Source organism: Streptomyces sp. NPDC002490, assembly GCF_040296045.1.
In the GTDB taxonomy this organism is placed as follows: Bacteria; Actinomycetota; Actinomycetes; order Streptomycetales; family Streptomycetaceae; genus Streptomyces.
Genome location: NZ_JBEOWM010000033.1, coordinates 21168 through 42822, shown reverse-complemented (window position 1 = coordinate 42822; position 21655 = coordinate 21168). Strand labels below are relative to the sequence as shown.

The window sequence follows — 21655 nt, the reverse complement described above, 5'->3', positions numbered from 1 at the left end:
CTACCCGGGGTGGTGCCGCGCGGCGCCGGCCTCGCACCGCTCGGCCGCACCGAGCGCCTCGACCGGGAAGGCGTCCTCGTCCTTGACCAGGGACCGGTAGTGGTCGCGGGCGTCCCGCAGGATCTCCCGGGTGCGGTCCGTGGAGGCGGCCTGCGCCGACATGTGGTCGAGGACCTCCAGGTGGTTGGCCACCTCGATGGGGGAGTCCAGGTACAGCGCCCCGGTCAGGAACTCGCAGTAGACCATGTCCGGCAACTCCGGCTGGGTGAACCGGAACAGCGAGAACGGCCCGTACGTCCCCGGATGGGGTCCCTCCGCGAACTCCGCCACCTGGAGCGTGAGCCGGGGCGCGTGGGCGGCGGTGACCAGCCGGTCCATCTGCTCGGCCATCACCTCGGCGCTCGCGACCGGGCGGCGGAGCACCGTCTCGTCCATGATGATCCACAGGTGTGGGGCCTCGGGCTTGGCCAACAGCTGTTGCCGGTCGAGGCGCAGGGCGACGTGGCGCTCCACCTCTTCGGGGTGGGAGTGGCCGATGGTGCCCGCGGTCATCACCTCGCGGGCGTAGCGATCGGTCTGGAGGATGCCCGGCACGAAGTGCGGTTCGTACGACCGGATGAGCCGGGCCTCCGCCTCCAGGCTCACGTACAGGCTGAACCACTCGGGCAGCACGTCGTGGTACCGCTGCCACCACCCCGGCCGGTTGGCGTCCTCGACCAGGGAGAGGAAGGCGTCCGTCTCCTCGGTGGACGCTCCGTACAGCGGCAGCAGGATGTGGACGTACGGCACCTTCAGCGCCACCTCGGCGGTCTCCATCCGCCGGACGGTGGCCGCGGTGACCCGCAGTTCGCCCGCGGCCTGCTCGCGGCTCAGGCCCTTGGCCTCCCGCAGATCCTTCAGCCGCTTGCCGAGGACGACCTGTCCCACGGTCGGCGCGGCACGCCGTTCGCTCATGTCACGCCTCCCCACCTGCCGAACACGTGAGCAGTGTGTCATGTCGCCGCTACGGGGCGGGGCCGCTCCGCCGTTCGCAGAGGAAGTTACGTTCCGGTCACGGGTTCGGTGCGGGGTGGGAACCGGGCGTTAGGGGAAGAGAACCGGCGGCGCCGGAGGCTCCTTCGTGGTGGATGTCACACGGGGTTCCTCGGGCGGCGAGCAGGGGCCCGTGATGGTGACGCTCCGTCAGAATTCCAGTGACCGAAGGTAGTCGGCGGTGCTCCGATCTGCGGGGACGAAGGTCTCGATGGCGAGCTCCGCGACGGTCACGTCCATCGGGGTGTTGAAGGTGGCGATGGACGACACGAACGAGAGCAGGCGGCCCTCGTGCTCCAACTGCATCGGCAGCGCGAAGTACGGTGCCCCGGAGTTCTCCGTCGCCTTCCTACCCGGGTCGAGCACCGGATAGGCCGCGACCTCCTCGTACAGTTCCCGGGCCGCGGGCGAACGGTCGAGCGCGATCTGGCGGGCCATCTGCTCCAGCAGGTGCCCCCGCCACTCGGCCAGGTTCCGGATGCGCCGCGCGAGGCCCTCCGGGTGCAAGGTCAGCCGCATCGCGTTCATCGGCGGGGCCAACAGGTGTTCGGGGACCCCCGCCAGCAGCATCGTGATGCCCCGGTTCGCCGCGACCACCCGGTACGTCCCGTCGACCACCAGCGCCGGATACGGTTCGTAGCCGCGCAGCAACTGTTCCAGGGCCTCGCGCAGCTCGCCCAGCGCCGGGTCGTCCATCGACGTCTCCGGGAACCGGGGCGCATAACCGGCGGCCAACAACAGGGCGTTGCGCTCGCGCACGGGGACGTCCAGGTGATCGGCGAGCCGGAGGATCAACTCCTCGCTGGGACGGGACCGCCCCGTCTCCACGAAGCTGATGTGCCGCGCCGACGAGTCCGCACGCAAGGCCAGTTCGAGCTGGCTGAGCCGCCGTCGCTCGCGCCAGTCGCGCAGCAGCGGTCCGACGCTCCGCGCCCCCTCGGGGAGGGCGGCGCTCCTGCGGGCGGGTCGGTGGACGGCCGCGGCCGGGGTGCTCATGCCCCCGACCGTAATCGACCCGTGCGTCCGGTGTGGAACCCCCGGAGCGCCCGCCGGGCCCCGTCCCGCCGTCGCGCCCCGCACGCGGCGGGAACAACCGGGGTGAAAGGGGGCGAGTCGGTTGCGTCCGGTTCCGGTGCCCCGCCCCGCCTGGCGTGAATCCGCCAGGCGTGACCGTAGGGCGTCGACCGTCCGGTTTGCCGGACCGGCAACGCCACTGGCCCCCGACACCCGGGCCGCGCACCCTGACCGGAGCGGCGCCACCCGGCGCGCCGCCCCGCACACGGAAGGCGACCCATGGCGCACACCCCGCACCAGCACGGCCCGCAGGCCCCCCACGGACACCACCACGGGTCGGGTCAGCACGCCATGGACTGGACCGAGATGGGCCCCTACCTCGAACAGGAGGGCGAAGTGATGGCGCCGCTGTACCGGGACGTCGCCCACTGGCTCGCCGCCTCCCACCCGGCCCCCGGGCGGATCCTCGACGTGGGCAGCGGCCCCGGAGTCGTCTCCTGCCTGCTCGCCGAGGCGTTCCGGGAGGCCGAGGTCACCGCCGTGGACCCCGAGGAGTACCTCCTCGGCCGGGCCGGTGAACGGGCCGCCCGCGCCGGAGTGGCCGACCGGGTCCGCACCCAGCGGGCCGAACTCCCGGACGGACTCGACGCCCTGGACCCCGCCGACCTGGTGTGGCTCGGCAACTCCCTGCACCACGTGGGGGACCAACGGGCCGCGCTCACCGCCGTCGCCCGGCGGGTCGCCCCCGGCGGGGTCGTCGCCCTCCTGGAGGGCGGCCTGCCCACCCGCGTGCTGCCCCGTGACATCGGCTTCGGCCGCCCGGGCCTCCAGGCCCGGATCGACGCCGCCGAACAGGACCGCTTCACGGCGATGCGCACCGAATTGCCCGGCACCGTGCGCGAGACCGAGGACTGGCCCGCCCTGCTGGCCGCGGCCGGGCTGCGACCCACCGGGAGCAAGACCTTCCTGCTGGACCGCACCGCGCCGCTGACCGACCACGAACGCGACTACGTCATCGCCGCCGTCGGCCGCCGCTGGGGGGCGCTCGGCGAGGTCCTCGACCCGGCCGACCTCGCCGCTCTGGACCGGCTCCTCGACCCCGAGGCCGCCGACGGGCTCGCCCGACGCCCCGACGTCTTCCTGCTCACGGCGCGGACCGTGCACACGGCCGTCGCCGACCCGGCCTGAGCGGGGGCCGGAGCCACGGGCCCACCGCGGCTCCGGCCACCCGGGGCGGGTCCGCCGGTCAGGTCACGGTGAAGGTCAGGTCACGTTGAAGCCGGCCGGGTCCGGGCCCAGCCGGTGGTTCTCGTTCAGGGCACTGATCGCGGCGAGGTCCTCGGTGTCCAGTTCGAAGCCGTACACATCGATGTTCTCGACGATCCGGGACGGCGTCACCGACTTCGGGATCACCACGTTCCCCAGCTGGACGTGCCAGCGCAGCACCACCTGCGCCGGCGTGCGCCCGTGCTTCTGCGCGATGGCCACGATCGCCGGCACCTCCAGCAGGCCCTTGCCCTGGCCGAGCGGCGACCACGCCTCCGTCGCGATGCCCTGCTGGGCGTGGAACGCGCGCGCCTCCCGCTGCTGGAGCCGGGGATGCAACTCGATCTGGTTGACGGCCGGGATGATCGACGTGGCCTCGATCAACCGCTCCAGGTGCTCCGGGAGGAAGTTCGACACCCCGATGGACGTGGCGCGCCCCTCCGCGTGGATCTTCTCGAACGCCCGGTAGGTGTCGACCGCCTTGCCCAGCGCCGGCACGGGCCAGTGGATCAGGTACAGGTCCACGCGGTCCAGGCCCAACCGGGCGAGGGAGGCGTCGAAGGCGCGCATCGTGGCGTCGTACCCCTGGTCGCCGTTCCACAGCTTGGTGGTGACGAACAGCTCCTCGCGGGGCAGGCCCGAGGCCGCGAGCGCCCGCCCGGTGCCCGTCTCGTTCTCGTAGATGGCGGCGGTGTCCACGCTGCGGTAGCCGGCCTCCAGGGCCGTGGCCACGGCCCGCTCCGCCTCGGCGTCCGGGACCTGCCAGACGCCGAACCCCAGCTGGGGCATCTCGACGCCGTTGTTCAGGATGACCGGGGGGACCTTGCTGCTCACGGGAATACGATCCTTCGCGTCGTGGGGTCAAGCCGCTGGAGTGCACACGGAGCACACCTCCATCGTGAACGATCGGGTGCGCCCGCGCATTCCGTCCCGCGTGCGACGCGCCCCTCACACCCGGTACAGCGCTGCCACCTCCGTCGCATAGGTCCGCTCGATCTCCTCGCGCCTGAGCTTGCCGGAGGGCGTCAGCAGACCGTGCTCCTCCGTGAACCGGTGCGCGAGGATGCGGAAGGTGCGGATCGACTCGGCCCGGGACACCACGGTGTTCGCGGTGACCACCGCCCGCCGCACCTCCGCCTCCAACTCCGGGTCCCGCACCAACCGGGCCACACCGGGCGCCTCCTGGCCCCGCATGTGCAACCAGTGCGCCACGGCCTCGGCGTCCAGGGTGATCAGCGCCGCCACGTACGGGCGGTCGTTCCCCACCACCAGGCACTGCGCCACCAGCGGATGGCTGCGCACCCGCTCCTCCAACCGGGCCGGGGACACGCTCGTGCCGCCCGAGGTCACCAGGAGGTCCTTCTTCCGGCCCGTGATCGTCAGATGGCCCTCCACGTCGAGCACCCCGAGGTCCCCGGTGGCCAGCCAGCCCTCGTGCAGCACCGCATCGGTGGCCTTCGCGTCGTCCAGGTAGCCGGCGAAGACGTGCGGGCCGTGCAACCAGACCTCACCGTCCGCCGCGATGTGCACGCTCGTGCCGGGGATCGGCGGCCCCACCGTCCCGCAGCGCACCCGCCCGAACTGGTTGCCGGTGGCCGCCCCGGCCGTCTCCGTCAGCCCGTACCCCTCGTACACGGCGATGCCGGCGCCGGTGAAGAACAACCCGAGCGCACGACCCATCGGCGACCCCCCGGACATCGCGCACCGGGCCCGGTCACCCAGCGTCCGACGCAGCCGGGCGTACACCAGCCGGTCGTACATCCGGTGCCGTGCCCGCAGGGTCGCGGACGGGCCGGGGCCGGTACCGAATGCCCGGTCCTCCAGGGCCTCCGCGTACTGCACGGCCGTCTCCACCGCCTTCTCGAAGACGCTTCCCCTACCCTCCCGCTCGGCCTGCCGCCGTGCCGCGTCGAGCACCCGCTCCAACAGGTGCGGCACCACCAGCAACAGCGTCGGCCGGAAGGTGCCCAGCCCCGCTTCCAGGGCCGTGGCGGTCAACTCCGGCTGGTGCCCCAGCCGCAGCTTCCAACGGACCGCCGCGACCTGCGCCGTCCTGGCGAAGACATGGGCCAGGGGGAGGAACAGCAGGGTCGAAGCGGTCTCGCCGCGCCGCGGACGGAAGGCATCGCGCCACCGGTGGTAGAGCGTGTCCGCCTCGAACATCAGGTTCCCGTGGGTGAGCACGCAGCCCCGCGGTCGACCCGTGGCGCCCGAGGTGTACACGACCGTCGCCACCGACCCGGGGCCCACCCGCCCGCGCTCCCGGTGGACCAGTTCCTCCTCGACGTGCCGCCCCGCCTCGGTGAGCTCCCACTGTGCGCCCGCGTCGAGCTGCCACAACCGCCGCAATCCGGGCAAGCGGTCGATCACGGTGGCCACGGTCATCGCGTGGTCCTCGTGCTCCACCACCGCGGCGCTCACCTGCGCCTCGTGCAGCACCCACAGCACCTGCTCCGCCGAGGAGGTCGGATAGACCGGGACCACCTCCGCGCCGAGGGTCCACAGCGCGAAGTCGAACAGCGTCCACTCGTAGCGGGTCCGCGACATGATCGCGACCCGGCTCCCGGCGCGCACCCCCTGCGCGAACAACCCCTTGGCCAGCGCCCACACCTCGTCCCGGAACTCCGCCGCGGTGACGTCGCGCCAGACGCCCGGCGCCACCTCGCGGGCCAGGACGACCCGCCGGGGGTCGAGCCGGGCGTGCTCGTAGACGGTGCCCGCGAGCCCGCCCGCGAGCGACTGCGGGACGTGCGACAACGGTGGGCTGGTGAACTCGCGCAAATGTGCTCCTCGTGCCGGCTCTCCCACGGCGCCGCAGACCGTACCCCACCCGGTCGCGCGGCGGGAGGGGAACGACGAACCCCCGTGGTGGGGGCAACCGGACGACCGTCCGGTTGCCCCCACCACGGGGAACCTCCACCCGGCATCCTCGCCACCGCGCGGCCCGGACACCGCGATCTGCACCGAATCGCCACCGGCTCCGCCGGATCACCACGGCCTCCACGCGGGCCGCCCGTACCGGGCGCGCGGTACCGTCCGGATCCCGCGCCGACCCCCTCAGCGCCCCGCGGCCCCCGGGCCGTCCAGGACCAGCCGGTGGTCGTGGCTGTAGACGTTCATCGACGCCCCGCGCAGGAAGCCGACCAGGGTGACCCCCGTCTCGACCGCGAGGTCCACCGCCAGGGACGAGGGCGCGGAGACCGCGGCGAGCACCGGCACGCCCGCCATCACCGCCTTCTGCACCAACTCGAACGAGGCCCGCCCCGACACCAGCAGCACCCCCCGCGACAAGGGCAGGGCGCCGGACTGCAAGGCCCGCCCCACGACCTTGTCGACGGCGTTGTGCCGCCCCACGTCCTCCTGGACGTCCAGGAGGTCCCCGCCCTCGTCGAACAGGGCCGCCGCGTGCAGACCCCCCGTCCGGTCGAAGACCCGCTGGGCGTCGCGCAACCGCTCCGGCAACGCCGACAGCACCTCGGGCGCCAGTCGCACCGGCGGCTCGTCCGCCACCGGCCACCGCGTCCGCGTCCGCACCGCGTCCAGGCTCGCCTTGCCGCACAGCCCGCAGGACGACGTGGTGTAGACGTTCCGCTCCAGCCGGATGTCCGGCACCGGCACCCCGGGGGCGAGCCGGACGTCCACCACGTTGTACGCGTTGCCGTCGTCGGGGGCGGCGCCCGCGCAGTACGCGATGGTCCGCACCTCGTCCGCGGCGGCGAGCACCCCCTCGCTCACCAGGAACCCGGCGGCGAGCGCGAAGTCCGCGCCCGGGGTGCGCATGGTGATGGCCAGCGCCTTCCCGTTCAGTCGGATCTCCAGCGGCTCCTCGGCGACCAGGCTGTCCGGGCGGTGGTCCGCCCGCCCGTCCCGCACCCGGAGCACCCGTCGGCGCTCGGTGACGCGTCCCATGTGTGTCCGTCCCGATCCTGTCCGTAGCGGCCGGTGGGCGCCGGTGGGCGCACCGGCCGCCCATTCTCGCGCACCACACACTCGGCGGGCCTGGGCGCATGACCGGAGCCAACAACGCCCACGCTCGAATCCTGTCGCTTTAGTCGTCCGCCTACTGACGAGTCGGTCAGCAGACTGGCAAATCCGTGATCTCACCGGAACCCGAGGGGGACCCTTGCACGGCACGCGCATCGCGGCGCTCGGCCACTACCAACCGTCCGGTGTCCTCACCAACGAGGACCTGGCCGGGATGGTGGACACCAGCGACGAGTGGATCACGTCACGAGTCGGCATCCGCACCCGGCACATCGCCGGGCCCGAGGAGCCGGTGGACGAGTTGGCCGCGCACGCCGGAGCCAAGGCCCTGGCCACGGCCGGGATCACCCCTGCGGACATCGACCTGGTGGTGGTCGCCACCTCCACCGCGATCGACCGCTCCCCGAGCACGGCGGCCCGGGTCGCCGCCCGCCTGGGCATGCCCGGCCCGGCGGTCCTCGACCTCAACGTCGTCTGCGCCGGGTTCACCCACGCCCTGGCCACCGCCGACCACACCCTGCGGGCCGGCGCCGCGACCCGGGCACTGGTCATCGGCGCCGACAAGATGACCCAGATCGCCGACTGGACCGACCGCACCACCTGCGTCCTGGTCGGCGACGGGGCCGGCGCCGCCGTGGTGGAGACCTGCGCCCCCGGGGAGGAACCGGGCATCGGGCCGGTGCTGTGGGGCTCGGTCCCGGAGATGGGTCACGCGGTGCGGATCGAGGGCACCCCGCCGGTCTTCGCCCAGGAGGGGCAGAGCGTCTACCGCTGGGCCACCACCCGGCTCCCTCCGCTGGCCCGCCAGGCGTGCGAACGCGCGGGCGTTACCCCCGCGGACCTGGCCGCGGTCGTCCTCCACCAGGCGAACCTGCGGATCATCGAGCCGTTGGCCGAGCGGATCGGCGCGGTGAACGCGGTGGTCGCCCGCGACGTGGTCGACTCCGGCAACACCTCGGCGGCCAGCATCCCGCTGGCCTTCGCCAAGCTCGTCGAACGCGGCGAGATCCCCTCCGGGGCCCCCGTCCTCCTCTTCGGCTTCGGCGGCAACCTGTCCTACGGCGGCCAGGTCGTCCGCTGCCCCTGAGCCCCGCCACCCCCACCGGACGCGCCGCCGGAACCGGGCGGCCCCGCCCCCGCAGAGCTGCCCGTTTCCCGCGCGCGTCACCCTGTGCCAGCGGTTGTCGACGGACCGTCACCCACCCCGCCGGCCTGCGGATACGTGGGTGAAAGGCACTCGGAAACCTTGGTATTGTTGTCCATGTCGCCGCGGGGAAGCCCGCGAAACACCACACCGGTCCGGGTGGCGGAATGGCAGACGCGCTAGCTTGAGGTGCTAGTGCCCTTTATCGGGCGTGGGGGTTCAAGTCCCCCCTCGGACACCAGCAGAGACCTCAGTTGACCTGGGGTTTTTCTGTTTCTCCGGCTGTGGCGTGCCCAAGCACGCGACCAACGGTCGAGCGAATACGGGCACGTCGGAAGAGAGCGCCTGAGACGGGCGCACAGGGGCGTAGCGACGTTGGCCCGGGCCCCGTGGGACAGGCACGCCAGGGCCCGGGGAATATCAACTCGCGGTGACTTCCTCAGCAACCGCGTCCATCAGGAGTTCATCGCAGGGGCGACCGCGCCAGTAGCCGGATTGCCGGAGGCGGCCAGCGGGTTTGAACCCTGCCTTCTCGTACGCGGCGATCCCCGCCGTGTTCGGCTCCAGCACCTTCAGCCAGACCATCCGCAGGGCGGCGTACTCGAACGCCCACCGCAGAGTCAGGGCCGTTGCCTCTGTGGCCAGCCCTTGGCCCCGGGCTTCCGGCGCGAGCAGGATGACGTACTCGGCGGTCCGCACGGCTGAGTCGATCTGGAGCGTCGTGAGACCGACCGGAGTGCGCTCCTCGGCCGTGATCACCTCGAACTGGGGGAAGTCCCGGTTCCGTCCGGCTGCTTCCCATCCGCCGGCGCGGACCTCCCAGGACTGGGGGACCTGCGTCCCGAAGCCCAGGATCGTGCCGGGGTCGTTCTCCCAGCGGTGGTAGTCGGGCAGGTGGTCGCGGTCCGGCATGGCCAGGCTGATGCGCTTGCCCGGAAGCAGGATGTGCGGGTCGGTCATCGATACCTCTTCGACGTTGACTCTGTCCCGTTGATGGGCGAGTAGTCCCCAGTCTGGTCCGGTTCTTCGACAGGCTGGCCGTGAACGTCACAGATCCACGCGTGCATACGAATCGGATCGGTGGCGACGCCGTGCCGCCAGGCTCCTCCACGACCGCCAGCCGCCAGCAGGAGCGCGGCTGTCGTGGACTCCTCCAGGCACGCGACACGGGCGGGGAACAGGGGCGCGGCCCAGCGGACCGACCGGACTGCCAGGCTGACGTGCGCCCGGGTCGGGCGAGGGAGATTGCGGCCCGCTTCCGCCAGTCGTACCAGGCGACCGAAGCACATGCGCCCTCGTCCCAGATGACGCGTGGCGAGGGTGCCCGCGAGAAGCACGCTCGCCGCGATGCGCCACGCCCACGGGGGTGGTGCCGGAGCGTCCAGCCGGGCGGATGACTCACTCGTTCCCCATGAGGTTTCCGAGGGGCGGACCGTGACGGGGGCGGGTGCGTCGCTGTGTTCCAGGCAGTCGAGCCAGCGTGAGAGGGAATCGCCGGTAAGGACCACGGTTGTTCCGGTCTGGTAGTTGACGACTACGCCCGCCGCTTCGGTCAGTGCGGTACGGGTGTGACGGCTCGGAACGGGGACGTTCACGGTCTCTCCTCCCAGCGGACTCGTTCGACCGCGGTGTCGTTGACACGTAGCCATAGCTCGGTGCCGAGCAGTGGTTCGAGTAGTCCCCAGGGAACGTCTACTCCGAGCACGGCGCGTCGGAGAAGCGAGCGGAGGGCTGCCGGGCGTACAAGTCCGAGGTCCGCCAGGTGCCCGTCAGCCAGCTCCAGGACGTTCTCCTGGTTAGCGCGTAGGCCGTGGTGGTGATCCACCGCGAACAGCCCTTTGGCGCCGCGCTGCACGACCTCCCCGGGCAGGAGGCCCACGACCGCATCGGCAAGCAGCGGCTTGTATCGGCGGGCCGACCATCGATCCGAGGCGGGGGCCGACATCACTGCTTCCAGGACCCTGGCATCCGTGTACGGGTTGTGCATCTCGATGCTGTAGGCGGCGGCAAGCTGGTTCTCCGTCGCTGCGGTACGGCCGACGTACCGTGCTTCGGCGAGAAGGTGGCGGTCGGCGTAGCCCAAGCCGTCAACGCCGGTCTCCGGTGAGATGACCGACTCTGCCAGGGCGGTCGCCTGGCGGGTGAACCAGGGCTTCGGGAACGCTGCGCCTACCAGCCGATCGGGCGCGGTCCAGGCCGCTGTCACGGCGGGCCAGGGGCTCGAACGGTAGAGGCGGCCCCACGTCTGAGCATCACGTGCCAGGCGGATCAGACGGCCGGAGCGGGCAAGGTCTGCCAGGTGGACCGGAGGCGGCATGAACAGGGTGTCGCCGCCATCCCCGGTCAGGTGCACGGAGGCCCCCTCCTCCGACAGTAGGGCGAACTCGTGGCAGAGCTGCGCGATGGTCACGGCGGACGGTGCCGGCTCGTCGGTCAGAACCAAGGCGTCCAGGTCGGTGAACGGAAGGTGCTCGCGACCCAGGGCCATGAATCGATGGCGGATAGAAGGGAACGCACGGGCGACGGTGCGCGCGTGGTCCACGTCTCCGCCCGACTCACGGCCCTTGGGATGGAAGGTGACTCCCAGGACTGGCCCGCACTGCGCGGCATGGGCGGCGAGAGTGCTGGAGTCCAGACCACCGGACAGGTCGGAGGAGACTTCCCGCCCGCTCACCCGGAGCAGCACGCCGTTCGACAGGTCGAGCCGCAGCCTGTCCACTGCCTCCGACCAGGTGGAGGAGCTCGGGCGCCAGTACGGCACGGAGAACGGCGCCCCGTCATGTGGAGCCGTCCACCGGTGGCCCGGCGGTATCTGCGCCACCCCGGTCCACGCCGACCGCCCCGGGACGCAAGCGGTCGGGTGGATGAGGTGGGCTGCCAGCCAAGCCGTGTCCGGCCGACTCCCCAGTAGGGAGGCGAGAGCCAAGGAACTGGACGCCCAGACGGGTGCGCCATCGACTTCCGCCACGTACAGGGGGCAGGAGCCTGCCGGGTCGGCCCACAGGGTGAACGATCCCGCGCCGTCGTCCAGGGCAAGGGCGTAGGAGCCGGACCAGGCCGAGGCCGCCGCGTCGAATTCTCGCAAGTCCGTGGAACGGGCCAATAGTTCCAGTTCCGGGTTCGTGGCTCCGCACGGGCCGAACACCGCGAGCTTCCGCCCGCCCTCGCTCTCCGCCCGGCGCACCGCGGTGCCCACGGTCCAAGCGTCCGGCTCCTGCCATGGGGCATCAGCGCCCACGGGTCTCGGGGCCGTGCCATAGGGGGCGAGTGCCCCGCCGAACCAGCGCATGCCGTCACCATCCTTCTGGGAGCGGGAAGGGGCACGGCGGCACCCCCGCAGGAATGCCGCCGCCGGGCGTCAGGCCCCGTAGGGCGAGCGCTTGTTCTCTACGCTGGAGTTGGTGTTGCCTTTCGTCAGGCGAGTCGCGTCCTCCAGGGGCACGACCTCCTCCTCCGGCTCGGTGTCGAGCTGAGAGCGGTTCTCCATGACGTTCACCTCCGTCCGAAATTCGCTGTGTTGAGGCACGGTGACGCCGAGGAGGAACAGAGCCAGGACGTGGTCCAGCCTCCCGGTGGCGGTCAGCGTCGATCCGATGGGGTCGTGCCCTTCCCCTCGATGTCGGTCCCTGGCCCGGTCGGACCCGGGATCGTCGTCGTTCTCCGCTGCCATGTCCGCGCTCCTGCGCAGGTTCACCACCGTGCCCGTTCGCGACAACCCCAAGAAAAACGGAAGGAGTCCAAGCGCTCCACGGCATCAATGCGGCAGTCTTGATGCACCTCCGTGCACGGAGGCGCATCACGTTCAGCTCAAGGGAAGGGGCCGTCGTGGGACTGGCTGAACGGCGCAAGGCCCTGGGCTACAGTCAGGAGAAGTTGGCCGAGTTGCTCGGGGTGGACCGCACCACGGTCGGGCGCTGGGAGAGCGGCAGGACCAAACCCCAGCCACCGCAGCGACGGGGTTTGGCCATCGCCCTCGAAGTCACTCTCGCCGAGCTTGACGCCCTCCTGACGCAGCCACGAGCCAGCCAGGAGACCACGGGGCACCAGTCCAGTGACCATCGAGGTGCGGGAGACCCCGACGAAATGATCCGCCGTGAATTCCTCCGCATCCTCACCGTCAGCGGAGCCCTCACCGCCCTGCCGTTGGAGGAGGCGGAAGCACTCGCTGACGGAGTGCGCAGGGGCGCACCCGCCGACTTCGCGAGGATGAACAGCCACCTGTGGCAGGTTTACCAGCTAGCCCGTTCCAAAGGCTCCGTCCACCCCGTCGTTCGCGATCAGCTCTCGACACTGAACGAAGCCCTGGCCGACACCCGAGGCAACTCCCGCCCCCTCCTCAACGCGGCAGCCGACCTCTTCCAGCTCGCCGGAGAAGTCGCCTTCGATGCCAACCGATACTCCGACGCAGCGGCGTCCTACTCCCTGGCGGCTTCCGTCAGCAAGGACGCCCTGGCCTTCGACCCGTGGGCATGCGCCCTCGTCCGGCACGCCTACGTGGACGTGTACGAACACCGGTACGAGCAGGCGGCGCAGATCCTCGGAGCGGCGGCAAGACTGGCCCGGCGAGGAGACCGCAGCCTCGCCACCCGCCATTGGGTCGCCGCTGTGCAGGCCGAGGCGTACGCCGGCATGGGCGACCTGGCCTCGTGCGAGCGGGCGCTGGACGAGGCCGAGCGGGTGTTGGAGCTGGGCACGGAAAGCACCAACGGGGGCTGGTTGCGCTTCGACGGCACACGGTTGGCCGAGGAACGGGGAGCGCGCTACGTACAGCTCGGCCGCCTCGACCTGGCAGAGGAGACCTTGAAGCAGGCATTGGCCCAGACCGCCCTTGCTTCCGGGCAGTCGTACCGGCGCAGGGGCGCCGTGCTGGCCGACCTCGCCGCCGTCGGGGCGAAGCGGCGTGACCCTGAGCAGGTCGTCGCGTACGGACGGGAAGCCGTCCGATTGGCCCAAGCATCCTCGTCCGGCTACGTCGCCCGTAGACTCCAAGCCCTGTGCGATGAGTTCAGCGCCCTGAGTAGAGACCGCCGGGTAGCGGAGTTGGGGGCGGAGATCGCCGCGTTGAGCACGCCGTGACGAGAGGGGTTGGCATGTCGCAGGTCGAAGGCGCACGAGTGTTCCGGGAAGCCTGGATCGAAGGAGTGCACCGTCACTTCCCGGGGGAGCCGAAGCCCGGGTACGTCACCCCCTGGAAGGAAACGCCGCAGTGGGAGCGTGAGGCCGCAGGTGCCGTCTACGAACAGGTCCGCCAGTTCATCGAGGTCAGCGGTGGTCACACCGCCAAGCTGTCCCGGGAGCAGAAGGGCCGGTTCGTGGCGGTGTGCTGGACGGCGCAGATGTTCAAGCACTTCGAGAACCCCAAGCCGGGGTACGTGGCCGACTGGTCTGACCTTCCGGCATGGCAGCAGGAGACCGACGCCGATATCTTCGAGGTCATCGAGAAGTCCTGATTAGGGCCAGGGCCCGAGGATCGGTCACCTGACCAACGCATGACCAACAGGGACCCCAGAGGGCCCGAAACAGCAGGACCCGAAACAGCAGGAAAGGAACAGGAGAAAAGCCCGCCGAAACCAGCCTGTCGGCGGGCGCCTCCCCAGGTCAGATCAGTTGGTAGCTGATGCCCGAGAGGAGAGTTCGCGTCCCCTCTCGGATCTCGGCAGGGACCCCGGTCGGCCTGGGGGCCTTCGCGTTTCGGGCAGCGGTGCGACCGACCGCGCGATCGGTGTCGGAGCGGGATTCCCGCGCGGATCGGGACGGCGGGGCGGGCCGGTCGGCGCAGCACCGGTCGCCGCCGTCGACGCGACGGCCCCGTAGCGCGCTCCGGGCCGCCCCCGGCGGGCGGCGGCCAACGCGGCGGCGCCGGCCCGACGACCAGGGCGGACCGCTCCGAAGGCGTTGTCACAGGGTGCGCCTAGAGTCTCTTCCACTCGTCACGGCGCGTTGCCGTGGACGGGTCTCATCAACGTGCCGTCGGTCCGGCGGCGTCGAGAACCACAGGGGAACAGCGCATGGGGTGGGTATCGGCGGGTGACTACGAGGTCGCCCTGGAGGCGGGCACGGTGGTCTGCCGCAACGGGAAGGGCCGGCGGTTGAAGTCCGTTCCGGCCAAGCTCAAGGACGATCCGGCGGTCGTCGGGCTTCGGCAACTGACCGAGTGGTTGGAGCGGCACGAGCGCCGGTGCCTGACCGACGTCGAGCAGTGGATGGTGCGTTCGCTGCCCGTCCCCGCGGCCGTCTTGGCCCGGGTCTGGCCCGATCCGGCGTGGCAGGCGGCCCTGCGGGACGCGGTGGTCGTCGGTGCGGACGGCGGGGTCGCCGGGTTCCTGCGCGACGTCGACCCCGAGCGCGGCCTCGGCCTGGTCGACCTGGACGGCGACACGGTCCGCATTACCCCGGACGTCGTCCGCCTGCCCCACCCCGTCCTCCTCGACGACCTCGACGAACTGCGGGAGTTCGCGGTCGAACTGGAGGTGCGCCAGAACGTGGAGCAACTGTTCCGCGAGGTGTGGCGTCGCCCGCCGGGCTTCGCCCCGGACACCACTTCCGTGGAGACCTACGCCGGCGGAGCGTTCAAGGAACTGCGCTTCCTGCACGGCCGCGTCACCCAGCTCGGCTACCGGTCGCGCGGCGGGTACGCGGTCTGCCCGGTCGTCGAGGACGGGGTCACCGTCGAGGCGCGCATCTGGATCGGCGAGCACGACGGATACGACGCCCACGACACCGAGACCGGTCCCCTGGGCTGGACCGACCCCGCGGGGCGCACGCTGACGGCCGCCGAGGTCGGTCCCGTGGCGTGGTCCGAGGGCATGCGCATGGCGGCGGCGCTCTACGCCGGTCGCGACGTGGAGGACGAGGAGCGGGCGGCATGAGCACGACGACGAACACGCACACCCCCACGGACACGGAGTCCGGCTCCGGCCCGGCCGACGCGAGCCGCGTGGCGGCCCTGCTGGACGCGGGCGCGGTGCTCCCCGCCGGCACCAGCGACCGGGACGACGCCGACGCCCTGACCGCCCGCACCTACACCCACACCGCGCTCGGCGACCGCCCCGTGGTCCGACTGGTGCCCGGCACCCTCGGCGAGGCCGAGGACTTGGCGCTGGAGTTCCTGGGACTCGCCCGGTCCGCCGAGGCCCCCGTCGTGGGCCAGGTGCGCCGCGAGACGCTGGGCTTCCCCGCCTGGGCCCTGGTCAACGACCCGGCCAACGGGCACCACGCGCTGGCCCTGGTCAAGGACATCGAGCGGCTGGGCCGGCAGGCCAAGAGCCGCGCCGGCGCGGCCAAGGAGGGCTTCGACGCCCTCGGCACCCGGCTCGGTCGGGCCGTCCCGCACTTCCTCCCCACCTACTACGAGCAGGTGGCGCGCCTCTTCCTGGAGGTCGAGAACACCTCCTACGCCGCGTCCTTCTTCGGCAAGGCCCGCGAGGCCGAGCGGGTGCACGGGCTGGTCGTGGACGAGGACCGGCAGCGGGCCGTCTTCCTGGAGTTCGCCTTCGCCGGGGCCCTGACCGTCAAGGCGCTGCGGCAGTACGTCCGGGACCTGGTGGCCCGGCTCGCACCGGCGGACGCCTGGGCCCAGTTCCGCCGCCTGCTGGTCGAGCGCTGCGCCGCCGGCATGCCGCCGTACGCGGCGCTGCCCCAGGACGTGCGCGCGCTGGTCAAGGAAGCCGGGCTGGACCGCGAGAGGGCCGAACGCGAGCTGGTGGGCGATCTGATCGGCTCGCCGGGCGTGGTCCGCGCCCCCGCCTCGTTCTGGACGGCCTACGGTTCCGCGCTCGTCGCCCTCGCCCGGCAGGACGAGGCCGTGCGCACCCGGCTCCTCGGCTTCTTCCCGGAGAACTTCGGCCAGAGCGGCCAGGACCGGGACGGCGAACGCAGCTGGCTGGCCCTGCTGGCGGAGACCGGCGCCGAGGAGCTGTTGACCGCCCGTCCGGACGCCTCCGACACCGCCGGCGATCCCTCCGTCTCCGCGGCGGAGTGGCTCGGCCGTTGGGAGGCGCACCGCCGGCGCAACCGGGCCATCTGCGGCCGCAGCCCGGAGACCCTCGAACTCGTCGCGCGGATGGCCGACCGGCTGCGCGCCGAGGGACGGCCGGTGGAACTGTTCCAGGGCCGTTGGCGGCGCACCGCGGACCTGGACCTCCTCGACCTCTGCCTGGCCTCGGACGTCCCGGTCGTCGACCCGGGCGAAACGGATGCGGACACGCCCTCGGAGGTCCCGCTCGGCACCTGGCTCACCGACACCGCGCCCGGCGCGCGCGACCTCGCCGCCGTCGCCGGACGGCCGGTCTTCCGTGCCCTGCTGAGCCGGACCGTCGGCGGATTCGGCGGCGGGCGCGCCCAGCAGCTGGGCACCGCCGCGATGGCGGGGCTGGCGGTGCATCCGGTGCTCTCCGGGGTCCTCAGGGAGTGGCTGACCGCCCGGGCCGAGGAGTACGCGAACGCCCGCGGGCTGCCCCGGCTGCGCACCACCTTCAACCGGATCTCGGCGTTCCGTGCGGTGATCGCGGACGTCGCCCCCGAGGCGGTGCGGCTCCTCGCGGAACACGAGGTGGTGCCGCTGCTCGCCGCCACCCTGCGCACCGGCCTCCTCGACGAACTGGGCTGGTCCGCGCTCGACGAGACCTACGCCGAACTGGCCGCCGAGGTCGCCGCCACACGTCAGCGGTCAGGCAGGTCGGAGGGCGTCATCGTCACCGGCGCCTGGCCCGCGCTGATCCTGACCACCCGCGAACGGGCCGTCGTGGTCGGCCCCGAGGGCGTCCTGTTGGAGCACGCCCTGCGGCTGCCCGGCACGGTCGACCGGTGGCGTGCGGTCGCCTTCCGCTACGTCGACGGCGAGTTGCTCGTCATCTGGTGGGAGGACGGCAAGCAGCGCGGCTACTGGTCGCACCGTCCCGCCGAGGTGTTCGCCGTCGGCGGCGAGCAGGTACCCCGCTGGGGCAACTCCGGTGCCTCCGACCAGGTCTGCCTGCCGCTTCCCGGCGGCGGCCGGGCCACCGGCGGCAAGGCCCTGCACGCCGGCGACACCTCGCTGCCGCCGCAGCGCGCCATCATCTCCGACGGCACCGGGCACTGGCGGGCGGGCCGTCAGGGCACCCGACGGGTCTGGCTGGAGTACGACCCGGCCAGCGGCACCCACGGCCGTTCCTCCCTGCCCGCCTTCCTCCGCTCCGGGGTGCAGGACGGCACCCGGCTGCTCACCGAGCACTGCCAGGTGCTGCCCCTCCAACCCGGCCTGGAGACCACGCCGTTCGGCACGGACGGCACGGTCCTCGGCCGCTGGGTCCGCCGCACGGTCACCGAACCGGGCGCACCCGCCCCCGGGGGCGGGCACCGGATCGTCGCGGGCACGCCCGACGGCCACACGGCCGCGCTGCCCGACGGCGGTTCCTCGGTGCCGCTCGGCGCCCTCGCCCTGCCCGGCGGCTCGCGGCCCGTCATGGCCCTCGGCCGGCGCTCCGTCGAAGCGCACCCGGCGGACACCGACGGCGCCGGCGGCAGCCTGTGGTACGTGACCATCGACTCCTCCGGCCAGGGCGCCGCGGCGGGCACCCCCTACGTACCGCCGGTCGCCTACTGGCACGCCCTGCGCCCGAGGGACGAGCGCGGTTCGGCCGCGCTGCGGCAGCTGACGGACTCCCGGGCGGAGGAACTCGTCGAGGTGGTCGCCGCTGCCCTCGCCCGGCACCTGGAGGCGTTCCGGGCCGTCGAGGAGTACACCGGGCCCACCTCGCGGGAGCTGACCGAGGAGGCCGTCGCCAAGGTGCTCCCCGAGGTGTCGGACGCCCGGCTGCGCAGCGGCGTCACCGCGCTGGTGTGCGACGCGGTGCAGCAGGCCACCACGCTCGCCCGGTACCTGGCACCGCCGGAGCCGGTGCGGCCGGTCACCCCCCAGGCCACCGCGCGCACCCAGGGCATGTTCTTCGACCGCGCACCCGAGCACGCCGACGACCTGACCCTCTCGCAGGCCACCGCCTGGGGCTCGGACCGCCCGTACCGCGGCTGGTGGGGCTCCGGGCCGCAGTGGACGCTGGTCCGGCAACTGCTCGCCGTCAACCACGTCCTCGGCGGCGGTCCGGCGTTCGGCCCGCCCGTGCCGGCCAAGGAGCCGTTCACCCCGGTGGACGGCTGGCAGCGGGACGAGTACACCGTCCCCGCCCAGTGCCCGGACTGGACGCGGCTGCTCGACGTGCTGCCCGAACTCGCCTACCGGGCCGCCTCGGCGGCCACCGCCCCGGAGCACCGGGCCGGGCTCCTGGTCCTGCTGGACGTCCTCGCCGAAGGACCGTTGGCCGATCCGGCGGGTACCGTCCGCCGGGTGCGGCTCACCGAGGCGTCCCCCGCCGGTACGCCCGCCGGGAACCGCCGGAAGGCCCCGTCCCGTCTCGGCCAGGTGTTCCGCAACGGGGACCGCACCGTCGTGGTCATCGCCGACGGAGGCTGGAACTCCCGGCAGGAGACCTTGCGCTGGCTGGCCCTGGACCACGACCCCAGCGGCGCCTTCGGACCCGTTGCCGGCTTCGCCCTGGAGGGCGAGCACGTCCACCGGCAGGGCATCGCCGGGGACCGCCTGACCCGGCTCACCGCCCTGGTCCGGGAGCGGGGGCCCGCGCCCTGGCGCCCGGAGGCGGCCGAGGCGTTCCACACGGCCACCGGCATCGGCCCGCTCCAGTCCACCGCCCTGCTGTCGGCCGCCGTCCCCGAATCCGGTGCCGGAACGTTGGCGACGCTCGACGTGAAGGCGCGCGCCTTCGGGGGCGCCCAGGCGCAACTGGACGCCCTGCCCCGAGCCGACCACCAGGCGGTGCAGCGGGCGCTGCTGCCGGCGGACCCGGCCGAGCTGTGGTCCACGGGTCCGCAGGTCGACGCCGCCGTCGAGGTCTGGCGGGAGCGCCTGGGCTCGCTGGTCCGCGTCCCCGAGGAACTGGACCTCGACCTGTCCGGCACCACTGCGGGCGCCGTCGACCTGGTCCTCAACGCGGACTCCCGGACCTGGCTGGGCCGGGGCACCCGGATCGAGGGCGGCACCGGAGGACCGGGGCTGCGAAGGGTGAGCGCGTACGGCTCGCTCTCCTCCGCGCTGACCGCGCTGCGGACCCTCGCCTATGTGCTGCCGTACCGGCACCCCCTGCGGACGGGCCTGGTCACCGGCCTCGCGGCCGTGCGCCGCACCCTCGCCGACCCGGACCTGGTGCTGGACCTCCAACTGGACTGGACCGAGGAGGGCGGCCCGGTCGGTCCCGTGATCCGCGCCGCCCACCAGCTGCCGGAGACCGGGGGCGCGGGGGCCGACGGGCTGGTCCGGGCCGGCGCCGCGCTGCTCCTCGCGTCCGACGAGGGGGGCCGGGAGAAGCTGCTGATCCGCCCGGCCGGCCTGGAGGGCCCCGAGGACCCGGCCTTCGGCCTGGTCGAGGGCACCGTCCAGCGGTACCGGCTGGACGCGGTCCGCGCCCTGCGCGCGTTGCTGGCGAAGGACGCCGACGCCATGGTCTCGGCGGGCGCCCCCGACGGCGCCCCGCACCACCCGGCCCAGGACCCGACCCGTACGGTCCCGGACCTGGTGGCCGAGGCCGCCGCGACGCTCGGCCTGAGCGCCGACGCCGCCTCCCTGTACCTGATGCTGCTCGCCCTGCCCGACCCGACGGACCGCAACTGCGTCCGCTGGACCGGGTGGGGGCCGGCACGGGTCAAGCGGGCCCGGGCGGAACTCGCCGCCACCGACCTCGTGGTGGAGGCCAAGCGCTCCCGCGCCGGCCGCTCCCTGTTCCTGCCCTGCGGCTGGCTGGAACGCGGGGCCCCCGGCCTGCCGCTGGAGACCTGGAAGGAAGGGCTGTACCCGGTGGCGGGGTCCGTCCGGGTCCTGCCCCAGCTCCCGGTGCCCGAGCTGTTCGCCGCGGCGTGGACCCGGGTCCGCAGCGGCGACGCCCCCGCCTTCGAAGAACTGGACACCCGCGCACCCCGGAAGGGCCGCCGCCGATGACGAGCGACACGCACACCACCGTCACCCCCGCCACGGGCGGGGTCCCGGACCCGACGGAGCCCCCCCTCGCCCCCGGCGGCGGGGAGAACCGCCAGGTCGTCCCGCCCGAGGACCGGCACGCCACCGAACTGGCCTTCCTCGCCGCCCACGACCCGGGGCCGCGCCCGCCCGGTTGGCTGCTCACCCCGCGCGCCGTCGTCACCTTCGTGATGGGCAGCGCGGACGAGGCGCTGGGCCTGCCGAAGGGCGCGCGGCCCGGCGCCGGGGTGCCGCGCCGTCTGGTGATCGAGCAGAAGTTCGTCGGCGAACGCGCCCTGGTCGAGCGGTGCGTGGTCACCCTCGCCGGGGAGCGCGGGCTGCTGCTGGTGGGCGAACCCGGCACCGCCAAGTCCCTGCTCTCCGAGCTGCTGTCGGCGGCCGTCTGCGGGACCAGCGCGCTCACCGTGCAGGGCACCGCGGGCACCACCGAGGACCAGCTCAAGTACGGCTGGAACTACGCGCTGCTGCTCGCCCAGGGCCCCACCCCCCAGGCACTGGTGCCCTCCCCGGTGCTCACCGCCATGACCCGGGGCGCCGTCGCCCGCGTCGAAGAGGTCACCCGCTGTCTGCCCGAGGTGCAGGACGCGCTGGTGTCGCTGCTCTCCGAACGGCGGATCGCGGTGCCCGAACTCGCGGGCGGCGAGGGCTCCGCACTGCACGCGGCCCCCGGGTTCACCCTCATCGCCACCGCCAACCTGCGGGACCGGGGCGTCTCGGAGATGTCGGCCGCGCTGAAGCGGCGCTTCAACTTCGAGACCGTGGGCCCGATCGGGGACCTGGACGCCGAGACCGCGCTCGTCCGGCGCCAGTCGCGGGCCGCCGTCGAACGCGCCGGCACCGCCTACCAGGTGGACGATACGGTCCTGGAGGCCCTCGTCACCGCCTTCCGGGACCTGCGCGAGGGCCGCTCCGCGGAGGGCTGGGAGGTCGAGCGCCCCTCCACGGTGATGAGCACCGCGGAGGCCGTCTCCGTCGCCGGTGCGCTCGGCCTGGCCGCCTCCTACTTCCCCGGCGACCGGGACGTGCTCGCGCTGCTCCCCGGCCATCTGCTCGGAGTCGTGCGCAAGGACGACCCCGCCGACGCCGCACGGCTGCTGGGCTACTGGGACGGTCCGGTGCGCAGGCGCGCCGAGCAGGGTTCGGCCACCTGGCGCGCCCTGTGGGAGCTGCGCGCGGTGCTGGAGGGCTGACGG

At 73.0% G+C, this 21655-nt stretch carries 16 protein-coding genes and 1 tRNA gene; 8 read left to right on the top strand and 9 right to left on the bottom strand.

What is annotated here, in order from left to right; all coding sequences use genetic code 11:
* Together ABT092_RS21030 and ABT092_RS21025 are read right to left on the bottom strand one after the other, a co-directional pair.
* A complete protein-coding gene (locus ABT092_RS21030) occupies positions 1–954 on the bottom strand; it encodes a Sco1979 family transcriptional regulator (protein ID WP_351246025.1) in 954 nt (317 codons plus the stop codon).
* A 228-nt stretch (positions 955–1182) separates the two neighbouring features.
* A complete protein-coding gene (locus tag ABT092_RS21025; RefSeq protein ID WP_351246024.1) occupies positions 1183–2028 on the bottom strand; it encodes a helix-turn-helix domain-containing protein in 846 nt (281 codons plus the stop codon).
* 297 nt (positions 2029–2325) lie between these two features.
* Here ABT092_RS21025 and ABT092_RS21020 point away from each other — a divergent pair, with 297 nt between their 5' ends.
* Positions 2326–3234 carry a class I SAM-dependent methyltransferase gene (locus tag ABT092_RS21020; RefSeq protein ID WP_351246023.1) on the top strand — a complete coding sequence of 303 codons (909 nt, stop codon included), beginning with the start codon at positions 2326–2328 and terminating at the stop codon, positions 3232–3234.
* Positions 3235–3309: 75 nt separating this feature from the next.
* Here ABT092_RS21020 and ABT092_RS21015 read toward each other — a convergent pair whose 3' ends face one another.
* The 3 genes from ABT092_RS21015 to fdhD form a co-directional block, all read right to left on the bottom strand.
* The gene (locus ABT092_RS21015) at positions 3310–4146 is read right to left on the bottom strand and encodes an aldo/keto reductase (RefSeq protein ID WP_351246021.1); all 837 of its coding nucleotides are present in this window, start codon (positions 4144–4146) and stop codon (positions 3310–3312) included.
* Positions 4147–4260: 114 nt separating this feature from the next.
* Positions 4261–6093 carry an AMP-dependent synthetase/ligase gene (locus tag ABT092_RS21010; protein WP_351246019.1) on the bottom strand — a complete coding sequence of 611 codons (1833 nt, stop codon included), beginning with the start codon at positions 6091–6093 and terminating at the stop codon, positions 4261–4263.
* Positions 6094–6369: 276 nt separating this feature from the next.
* On the bottom strand, positions 6370–7221 hold the full coding sequence (fdhD, locus tag ABT092_RS21005) for a formate dehydrogenase accessory sulfurtransferase FdhD (RefSeq protein ID WP_351246017.1): 852 nt from the start codon (positions 7219–7221) through the stop codon (positions 6370–6372).
* Positions 7222–7435: 214 nt separating this feature from the next.
* On the opposite strand from fdhD, the gene ABT092_RS21000 reads away from it, so the two are divergent.
* Together ABT092_RS21000 and ABT092_RS20995 are read left to right on the top strand one after the other, a co-directional pair.
* Entirely contained in the window at positions 7436–8383 is a 948-nt protein-coding gene (locus ABT092_RS21000; RefSeq protein ID WP_351246016.1) for a beta-ketoacyl-ACP synthase III, read from the top strand.
* Between the two features lie 210 nt (positions 8384–8593).
* Positions 8594–8681, top strand: a tRNA-Leu gene (locus tag ABT092_RS20995).
* A 179-nt stretch (positions 8682–8860) separates the two neighbouring features.
* On the opposite strand, the gene ABT092_RS20990 is transcribed toward ABT092_RS20995, so the two are convergent.
* The 4 genes from ABT092_RS20990 to ABT092_RS20975 form a co-directional block, all read right to left on the bottom strand.
* Complete coding sequence (locus ABT092_RS20990) at positions 8861–9400, bottom strand: GNAT family N-acetyltransferase (protein WP_351246014.1); 540 nt, start codon at positions 9398–9400, stop codon at positions 8861–8863.
* Complete coding sequence (locus ABT092_RS20985; protein WP_351246012.1) at positions 9397–10089, bottom strand: lasso peptide biosynthesis B2 protein; 693 nt, start codon at positions 10087–10089, stop codon at positions 9397–9399. The genes ABT092_RS20990 and ABT092_RS20985 overlap by 4 nt, the downstream gene beginning before the upstream one ends.
* Positions 10032–11729: an albusnodin/ikarugamycin family macrolactam cyclase gene (locus tag ABT092_RS20980; protein ID WP_351246010.1), complete on the bottom strand. Its 1698-nt coding sequence runs from the start codon at positions 11727–11729 to the stop codon at positions 10032–10034. Before ABT092_RS20980 ends, ABT092_RS20985 begins: the two co-directional genes overlap by 58 nt.
* A 69-nt stretch (positions 11730–11798) precedes the next feature.
* Positions 11799–12110 carry an albusnodin family lasso peptide gene (locus ABT092_RS20975; RefSeq protein WP_351246008.1) on the bottom strand — a complete coding sequence of 104 codons (312 nt, stop codon included), beginning with the start codon at positions 12108–12110 and terminating at the stop codon, positions 11799–11801.
* A 155-nt stretch (positions 12111–12265) separates the two neighbouring features.
* On the opposite strand from ABT092_RS20975, the gene ABT092_RS20970 reads away from it, so the two are divergent.
* The 5 genes from ABT092_RS20970 to ABT092_RS20950 all read left to right on the top strand — a co-directional run bounded on the left by ABT092_RS20970 (position 12266) and on the right by ABT092_RS20950 (position 21652).
* Positions 12266–13516, top strand: coding sequence for an NsdA family TPR-like regulatory protein (locus ABT092_RS20970; protein ID WP_351246006.1), 1251 nt, complete (start codon positions 12266–12268; stop codon positions 13514–13516).
* A gap of 14 nt (positions 13517–13530) precedes the next feature.
* Positions 13531–13890 carry a hypothetical protein gene (locus ABT092_RS20965; protein WP_351246004.1) on the top strand — a complete coding sequence of 120 codons (360 nt, stop codon included), beginning with the start codon at positions 13531–13533 and terminating at the stop codon, positions 13888–13890.
* 558 nt (positions 13891–14448) lie between these two features.
* Positions 14449–15309 carry a DUF4132 domain-containing protein gene (locus tag ABT092_RS20960; RefSeq protein WP_351246002.1) on the top strand — a complete coding sequence of 287 codons (861 nt, stop codon included), beginning with the start codon at positions 14449–14451 and terminating at the stop codon, positions 15307–15309.
* On the top strand, positions 15306–20423 hold the full coding sequence (locus ABT092_RS20955) for a hypothetical protein (RefSeq protein ID WP_351246000.1): 5118 nt from the start codon (positions 15306–15308) through the stop codon (positions 20421–20423). The genes ABT092_RS20960 and ABT092_RS20955 overlap by 4 nt, the downstream gene beginning before the upstream one ends.
* Positions 20420–21652: an ATP-binding protein gene (locus ABT092_RS20950; protein WP_351245998.1), complete on the top strand. Its 1233-nt coding sequence runs from the start codon at positions 20420–20422 to the stop codon at positions 21650–21652. Before ABT092_RS20955 ends, ABT092_RS20950 begins: the two co-directional genes overlap by 4 nt.
* The last annotated feature ends 3 nt before the right edge of the window (positions 21653–21655 follow it).